We start from the raw sequence: 6907 nt of genomic DNA, 5'->3' as shown, positions 1-6907 counted from the left end.
GCATTGCTGGTGCTGCTTTCCAACATCATAGGCATGGTGATTGGATTCATGGTGATATTTCTGGCAAAGGGGATCTCGCCGAGAAAGTACTATGAAAAGCAGAAGGCCAAGAAGGTGCTCACGATGAACATCATCGTGCTGGTTTTGCTTGCGATAGTCCTGGGAGCCATTGAGGTGCTGTTTGGGTAAAAGTCGTGACTGCATGAGAACACTTTCCCGCTAGGTTTATTTCCTGCACAGGCCTTATGCAAAACGGGCTATGGCATTAGCCCTGGCGCGAGCCAGAACCGCCCTTTTGCAAAGGTGCTGATAATGCCTACCAGTCAAAAGATGGTGGGCAAAAATGAAAGGAATAGAATTTGGATTTCTCGCACTGGGTGCAGTAGCCGGCGCGTTTTTGCGCTACAAGCTGGCCGAGTCGCAGCTGATAGCCGGCACGCTCCCTGTGAGCGTCTTGGCAGCAAACGTTATCGGAAGTTTCATACTCGGGATAGTGTCGATACTGTTGGTGGCCTGGAACCTGGACTCGCGCTATTCGCTTTTGGCAGCCGTGGGCTTTTGCGGCTCGCTTACAACAATGTCGTCGTTTGCGCTAGAGACGGTGAACCTGGCAGACAACAGGCAGTTTGGGCACGTGGCAGTAAACATACTTGCAAACGTCGGCCTGTCGATAGGCGCAATAGTTGGCGGCAGGTCGCTTGCCACTGTCATCCTGAAAGGGGGGCTTGAATGATGGTTGCAAAAAAGATGCTTGCGCTGACAATCAGGATAAAAAAGAACGACAACTTTGAAGGCAAGCGGCTTGAAAAGGCGATAATCGACTTTCTGGTCCAGCACGGCATATCGGGCGCAACAGTGTGGGCCGGGGTCGACGGGTTTGGCAAGCGGGGCCGGTCAAAGGTGCAGATAGAGGGCGTGACTGTCAACATGCCCCTTGTCATCGAAGTCATAGAGGAGCGCAAAAAGCTCGAGCCGCTCCTTGTGGAGATAAAGAACATGGTGGACGACAACGGCCTCGTGACGGCGCACGAGGTCGACATGTTCTAGTGCATCCATTGAACATATAGAATTTGTATCTTTTGATTGCTATACATATCAAATATGTATCTGGTAGATTTCTTAGTATAATATATCCGCCTACCTTGGATAAAAGGCGTAAATATTGCATCTGTGTACTCTGATCCGTGCTGCCACGGTCTTCGGCAAGGAAGGTTGTGGAAAGCGGGAAACGATATGGCACGCTGCTCGGCTCTGGAGCCGCGTCCGGCCTGATAGCGTCGCTTGCGCTCAGCGCCCTGATGCTTTTGGCCGAGCGCGTCGCAGGCCTGCCGGTGGGCACGTTCTACATTGTCCTTGTGTCGGCAGTGACGCAGGCAACAGACTATGGCATGTCTGCCATTGTGCAGGGGCTGATGCTCCACCTGGCCGCAGGGACCGCGCTTGGGCTTGTCATGTCCGCGCCGTTTGCCGTATCGCGCAGGGCGTACTCGCTTCTTGGCAGGTTTGCGCCCGGGTTTGGGCTTGGCGCAGGCGCGCTGATATGGGCGGCGCTCTTTGTGCCTGTCACGTTTGGAATCATGATGCCTCTCTTGCAGTCGCATGACGGCCAGTCCGTGATAAGCCAGCGGGCGCCGGACAGCAAGCTGTTCCAGGTGGCGGTTTCAGACCTCCTGGCGATGATGGACCGCGTTATCTACACGGCGCTTGCGTTCAACATGCTTTACGGGCTCGTCGCGCTCATACTCACGAGGTCCCTTTCGGGGGCGCTTTTTGGAAGGCGCAAGCAGGTAATTTTATAAAGCCAACCGGAGCACCAATCGCGCATGAGGCAGAGGCGCATCCTGAAGAACCGCCGGCGAATCGGCGAGCTTGTCACCATTGCGGCCGGAGTGGGCGTATCGGTGCTCGGCCTTGCGGTGAACGTCCCGCCCGTCTCGTTTGGTGGCCTCTGCATCCTGGGCCTTGGAATCTTTTCTATCTTCTGGAGATAATCGGATGAACAAGAACGTCATGATAGCCGTGATAGCAGGCATCGTCGTCGCGGCAGGAGCGGCTGCCGCATTTGCAGCGACGCCGGCGCCAAAGAGCGAAGACGACGCGCAGCCAGTAATTGCGCGCCTGTCGACCCCGACGATTCCTGCGGCAAACGCGCTTGGAAGCCCGGACGCGCCTGTGACCATCGTAGAGTTTGGCGACTACCTCTGCACGTATTGCCACCGCTTCCATGAAAAAACAAAAGATCAGCTGATAGCAAACTATGTCGACACCGGCAAGGTGCGCTTTCTCTTCAAGGACTTTCCGATAAACGACCACCTTGACGGCGGCTCGTCGCTTGCGGCGCAGGCATCGTACTGCGCGGCAGACCAGGGCAGGTTCTGGGAGTTCCACGACGGGGTCTACGACAACTGGGGAGGCGAGAAGGCCGGCTGGATAACAAAGGCAAGCATGGCAGAGTACGCCAGGAACGCCGGCGTGCAGGATTCAGAAAAATTCCAGGAATGCCTCGACTCTGGCAAATACGCCGGAGTTGTCAGGGACAATTATGACCTTGCGCGGGGCGTAGGCCTCAACGGCACGCCTGCCTTCATAATCCTGAAAGAAGGCAGCAAACCGGAACTTATACCAGGCGCAGCTCCAATTGAAACATTTCAGTATGTCCTTGACCCGCTTGCCTAGCGCGTGACTTTGTAGCGCCGGCCCGTAAGCTCGGCAAGGTTCTCTGACACCTGCCACAAAAGCGAGTCGACCTCTGCGTTCTTTTCTGTTACCTGCCGCTTTTTCTGCTCAAGGTCCTGCCTGTCGCGCTCTATTTCCTGTTCTAGGGTCATTGCCTTTTCTTCAAGTTCAGTCGCGCGCCTTGCCGCCCTCATGTCTTGCCGGGCCGTGTCTGACATCTCTTTTTCTATGGCATTTGCGGTTTCTTGCAGCCTTGGGAGCGACGACTGTATCAACTCCAGGTTCTGCAAAATCTTGTCCGAGTCTTTCAGCTGCACCTGGCCCGAGCCCACCGACTTGGCTATCTCGTGCAAAAGAGCCGAGTACTGGGGCAGGTCGTCGCCAAACATCTTCCAGGGCTCGGCTGACATGACCTGCAGGCGTCTTTCGGTCTCTTTTGAGACGTTGTAGGAGTATTTCGTAAGCGCCCTTGAGACGTGGGAAAACATCTCTGAAAGTTCTGCGCGGAACTGCTCCTGCTGCTTTTTAGCGTTGTGGAGCCTCCTGCTTGCTTCCTGCGCGCTGGCAAACTCGGGCGAGCCCTTTACTGCTGCAAGCTCTTGTTTCGTATTTTCAAGCTCGTTTGCAAGCGCAGACAAAGTTTCTTCTAACGACTTGCAGGAAGACTCGTCGGCAGCGATCGACGCGAGCTTTTGCGTTATCGTGTTGACAGTTGCGCCGCACTTTACCGCCGGCGCCCTTTCTTGCTCAAAGAGCGCAAAGACCGACTTGGCTTCCTTCTGCAGGTCTTCGAGCTTGTTAAAGCCCGCCTTCATCTTGTCGGCGTGCTTTTTCAGAAAATAGTTGAGCATCTTGCTGTGCGAGCCGCTCACCTCGCCCATGCGGTTGAGAATAGCGTCGAGCCTCTCGCGGAACTTTTTTGCGTCGCCTGCAGTCTTTATCGGCGCAAGCTCTGACGAGGCTTCCCGCCTGAGCGACGAGACGACAGTCCTCCTGGCAGTCTCGATGGTAGAGCCGTACCTCTTTTCAAGCTCCTCGAGCTTTATCTTTTCCCTCTCCATGTCGTCGGCTATAGAACCTAAAGTGGCAAGGATGCCGCCTACGGACTGGCGCAGGGGCTCCAGCCTGCCTGCAAGCCACTGGGCCTTGGCAGACTCGATGTCCTGCAGGAGCGACTGGACCTGGGAAATAGAAAGCGACTCGGCTTCAGGCGCCGCTATCGCAGGCTCGGCCCTTTCTTCTGCCTTCTCTTTCTTTTTGAAAAGCCCAAAAGGCGCCACCTGATACCGAGCGATTCCGCCACACAAAACTGTTGCGATCCAATGTTAATGCGGGGCAGATCCGGGAAAACGCTTAATGCGCAGCTTGAGGTATATTGTGCATGGCGGCAGGTGCTCCTGCAAAAGGCGCCATCAGCGCGGCAAAGACGTGGATGCGCAAAAACGAGACCGAGCTTCTCCTTGCAGACGCCGCCATCCTGGGTTTTCTGTTTCTGTTCCACATGCTTGACCCGTCTGTCGTGCCGCTTCCAGCGGAGGCAGTCAACATCGGCGCAATCGTGCTCGTGGGCTTTCTCTTTTTCACCATAGCCTGGAAGGGCCTCATACCTGCTGCAATAAGCATCCTTGGAGTCGTGCTCCTGCACAACGCCATCATACTTCCCTACTATCCTCCCGGCGAGGGCGCGTTCATGCACCTTCTCATAAACCAGCAGAGCGGCTCAAGCGACACGGAAAGGGCGGCAGGAGTTGCGTTTACCATGCACTTTCTGCTTGGAATCGGGATGGTCGCGCTTGCAATTATGGTCGCATACGCGCCGAGGCTCCTCTTTACCCGCAACAGGCCGGAGGAAAAGGATTCGATATGGTCCAAGTATCCGATATGGTACGACAATGTCAAGCTGGCAGGCCGGTATTCTGAACCACTGGTGCCTGCAAGGAGCCTGATGGAGCCGCAGGACCGCTACCTGCTGTGGCGCTATGAATACGTGCTCGCAAGCATCTACGGGACGCATCACCTTGTGAGGCCGGACGGCCTCGTGCCTTCTCGGAGCACCGAGTTTGTCCGCGACAGGGCAAGCGGGCTCCTCATGGGCAAGGGCCGGTTCAACGGCTACTTTGTGTGAAAATTTAAAAGGGGTCTGCCTCCAACGGTGGCTGATGATTTCTGCAGTAGTCGTGTTTGCGCTGGCATTTGCCGCCATGGGCCTGCTCCTCGGGTATGCTGCGACCTATCATGTTGTTCCTGAGCACGAGCCGCCGTTTCGGACTGGCGACAGCATAAACAGCACCAGCATAGCCATCGAAGAGTCGGTGCAGGTCATAGTCGACAGGAATACAGGCTGACAAGTTTTTTATTTTCCTGCCTGTAGCTTGCTGTGTTGGACACGCAGGCAGCAGAAAAAATAGTGGCCGAGCAGGTCGATGCAGTATCGAAAAACCCGTCGCTTGTACGTGGAAACGGTTGCGCGGCGTGCCACGTGCTTTTCTCGCTCAGGGATAAAATGGGGATAAGCGAGGCAGACGCGGCGGCAATGCTCTCCGAGGTTCTGCTTGAGAACAAGGAGCTTGACGGCAGGTTCATAGAGATGGTCGAGAGCATACACATGAAGCAGAGGATGGCAGGCGTGGCCTTTGCGATAAAGACGCGGGAAGCCAAGGACAAATACCTTGACTCGCAGCTGAAAAACGCGCTTGAAGAATTGTTGTCCGATACTGCAGGCTTTGGAGTCGAAGCCGCGATGCGCAAGCTGGTACTGACGCATGCAGCGTTGCAGGTAGCGCAGAACCTTGGCGTCGACTACCACGCCGCTACGGAAGAATTGTATCATTACATGCGCCGGCACGCCGAATCTGAAGGTGACCTTGAAAAGCTGGTGTCGTCGCTCCTTGGGAGGGCGAAAAAGTGAAGGAAAAGGCGCAGTGGTTCGAGCTTGGCGACAAGCTTACGCAGATTGGCGACGACGAGTACTTCAACGATTTCTTGCGCGTCAGGCACCTCGAGGCAGGCGTGCTGAGGCTGAGGCCGGGCGAGGAAGATACGCAGACGCCGCACGACTCTGACGAGCTATATTACGTGGTGGAAGGAAGCGGCTTCCTCGAGGCGGGAAGCGAGCGCAGGGCGGTGAAAAAGGGCTCTGTCGTGTTCGTGCCGGCAAGGATGCCCCACCACTTTTACGGCAACAAGGAGCTGCTGGTGGTGCTCTACATGTTTGCAGAATAGGTATTTATCAGCCCTCGTTTACATGAAGGTGGAACGATATGCCAATTACCGACGCAACAAAGAAACAGATAGCCCAGCACCGTCGCCTCTACTTCAAGATCTGCTTCAGGTGCGGCGGCAAGAACCCGATATCTGCGCTGCGCTGCAGGAAGTGTCACAGCGACCAGATGAGGCTCAAGAACAGGACGCTTGGCGCCAAGAAGTAAGACCCAAGCCCATTTTCACATTTTGAGAAGCTTTCTAGTTGTTTAGACCTGACTGTATACGTACAGGTGAGCGACCCGCAATAGCTCCCTCCTCTTAAAAATCACAGGCCCGAAATACCGCGCTGGTGGTTTGCTGCCTGCTAAAGTATGTCTTTGTTGCAACAACCACAGTGCTGAAAGTCATAAGAGAATAAAATTATCGACTATTTCTAAGAACTATTATCATGTCAGGTATCATTTTCTTTAATGATTTATGCGCATTTGCTATCAATTGCTTAATAGTCACACCTGATGAGTCTATTCTTTCTGTCTGTTGAAATAGAATACTCGAATACAGTGCGGCGTATTGATTATTCTGCTTTATAGCTGCATACACTTGCTGAAGGCTTTGTTGTACTGTTTCATTAAGCGATGAAAACTCGCCTGAACTAATAATGCTATCAAATACAGAAGTATGAAGCAAAAGAGACTCATCGACATCACCGGTTGATTCATTTTCTTTAAGATATTCCAGATTCATCTCAAGCTCTTTAATGAGTGACGCTGAGTTGACTCTACGCGAGCGGTCTTCTTTTGCTTTATCTTTTACAATATCATAGGCCGCTGTAGTAATTAGCGAAACAGTAGCCCCAATAACCGCGCCTACTACCACCTCTACAGACATACTCTGTTGTAGAGAACGTCGTTATTATTAGCATTTTACAATGAATTGAAGTTACAGATTTTCGCCCTTTTGCACGATGCCTGTGTGTAACACACGGCTACGCCTAAGTTGTATTATAGATAGTGAAACTATGACGTAC

At 53.7% G+C, this 6907-nt stretch carries 12 protein-coding genes, 1 pseudogene and 1 riboswitch; of the genes and pseudogenes, 11 read left to right on the top strand and 2 right to left on the bottom strand.

Features of this window, described 5'->3' with window-relative positions; translation table 11 throughout:
• The 6 genes and pseudogenes from HXY31_RS05370 to HXY31_RS05345 form a co-directional block, all read left to right on the top strand.
• Positions 1 to 189: pseudogene (locus tag HXY31_RS05370) on the top strand (TIGR00341 family protein); the annotation flags it as partial.
• 57 nt (positions 190 to 246) lie between these two features.
• Positions 247 to 326: riboswitch (Fluoride riboswitch) on the top strand.
• 17 nt (positions 327 to 343) lie between these two features.
• On the top strand, positions 344 to 733 hold the full coding sequence (gene crcB / locus HXY31_RS05365) for a fluoride efflux transporter CrcB (RefSeq protein WP_292640557.1): 390 nt from the start codon (positions 344 to 346) through the stop codon (positions 731 to 733).
• On the top strand, positions 730 to 1047 hold the full coding sequence (locus tag HXY31_RS05360) for a DUF190 domain-containing protein (protein ID WP_292640555.1): 318 nt from the start codon (positions 730 to 732) through the stop codon (positions 1045 to 1047). Before crcB ends, HXY31_RS05360 begins: the two co-directional genes overlap by 4 nt.
• A 137-nt stretch (positions 1048 to 1184) precedes the next feature.
• Positions 1185 to 1799 carry a hypothetical protein gene (locus tag HXY31_RS05355; RefSeq protein ID WP_292640553.1) on the top strand — a complete coding sequence of 205 codons (615 nt, stop codon included), beginning with the start codon at positions 1185 to 1187 and terminating at the stop codon, positions 1797 to 1799.
• Between the two features lie 24 nt (positions 1800 to 1823).
• Entirely contained in the window at positions 1824 to 1991 is a 168-nt protein-coding gene (locus HXY31_RS05350) for a hypothetical protein (RefSeq protein WP_292640551.1), read from the top strand.
• A 4-nt stretch (positions 1992 to 1995) separates the two neighbouring features.
• Positions 1996 to 2676, top strand: a complete 681-nt coding sequence (locus HXY31_RS05345) for a DsbA family protein (protein WP_292640548.1) — start codon at positions 1996 to 1998, stop codon at positions 2674 to 2676.
• Here HXY31_RS05345 and HXY31_RS05340 read toward each other — a convergent pair.
• Positions 2673 to 3956, bottom strand: a complete 1284-nt coding sequence (locus HXY31_RS05340; protein WP_292640547.1) for a hypothetical protein — start codon at positions 3954 to 3956, stop codon at positions 2673 to 2675. The genes HXY31_RS05345 and HXY31_RS05340 overlap by 4 nt on opposite strands.
• A gap of 101 nt (positions 3957 to 4057) precedes the next feature.
• On the opposite strand from HXY31_RS05340, the gene HXY31_RS05335 reads away from it, so the two are divergent.
• From HXY31_RS05335 to HXY31_RS05315, 5 genes are read left to right on the top strand one after another with little or no spacing between them, the layout of a single operon-like run.
• The gene (locus HXY31_RS05335; RefSeq protein WP_292640544.1) at positions 4058 to 4801 is read left to right on the top strand and encodes a hypothetical protein; all 744 of its coding nucleotides are present in this window, start codon (positions 4058 to 4060) and stop codon (positions 4799 to 4801) included.
• Positions 4802 to 4835: 34 nt separating this feature from the next.
• The gene (locus tag HXY31_RS05330; protein ID WP_292640541.1) at positions 4836 to 5021 is read left to right on the top strand and encodes a hypothetical protein; all 186 of its coding nucleotides are present in this window, start codon (positions 4836 to 4838) and stop codon (positions 5019 to 5021) included.
• Positions 5022 to 5056: 35 nt separating this feature from the next.
• Positions 5057 to 5584 carry a hypothetical protein gene (locus HXY31_RS05325; RefSeq protein ID WP_292640539.1) on the top strand — a complete coding sequence of 176 codons (528 nt, stop codon included), beginning with the start codon at positions 5057 to 5059 and terminating at the stop codon, positions 5582 to 5584.
• A complete protein-coding gene (locus HXY31_RS05320; RefSeq protein ID WP_292640537.1) occupies positions 5581 to 5898 on the top strand; it encodes a cupin domain-containing protein in 318 nt (105 codons plus the stop codon). Before HXY31_RS05325 ends, HXY31_RS05320 begins: the two co-directional genes overlap by 4 nt.
• A gap of 38 nt (positions 5899 to 5936) precedes the next feature.
• Positions 5937 to 6104, top strand: coding sequence for a 50S ribosomal protein L40e (locus HXY31_RS05315; protein ID WP_292640535.1), 168 nt, complete (start codon positions 5937 to 5939; stop codon positions 6102 to 6104).
• A gap of 196 nt (positions 6105 to 6300) precedes the next feature.
• Here HXY31_RS05315 and HXY31_RS05310 read toward each other — a convergent pair whose 3' ends face one another.
• On the bottom strand, positions 6301 to 6768 hold the full coding sequence (locus tag HXY31_RS05310; protein WP_292640533.1) for a hypothetical protein: 468 nt from the start codon (positions 6766 to 6768) through the stop codon (positions 6301 to 6303).
• Positions 6769 to 6907 lie beyond the last annotated feature (139 nt).

The organism is Nitrososphaera sp., from assembly GCF_013388945.1.
In the GTDB taxonomy this organism is placed as follows: Archaea; Thermoproteota; Nitrososphaeria; order Nitrososphaerales; family Nitrososphaeraceae; genus Nitrososphaera.
This window is presented reverse-complemented; position numbering and strand designations above follow the sequence as displayed.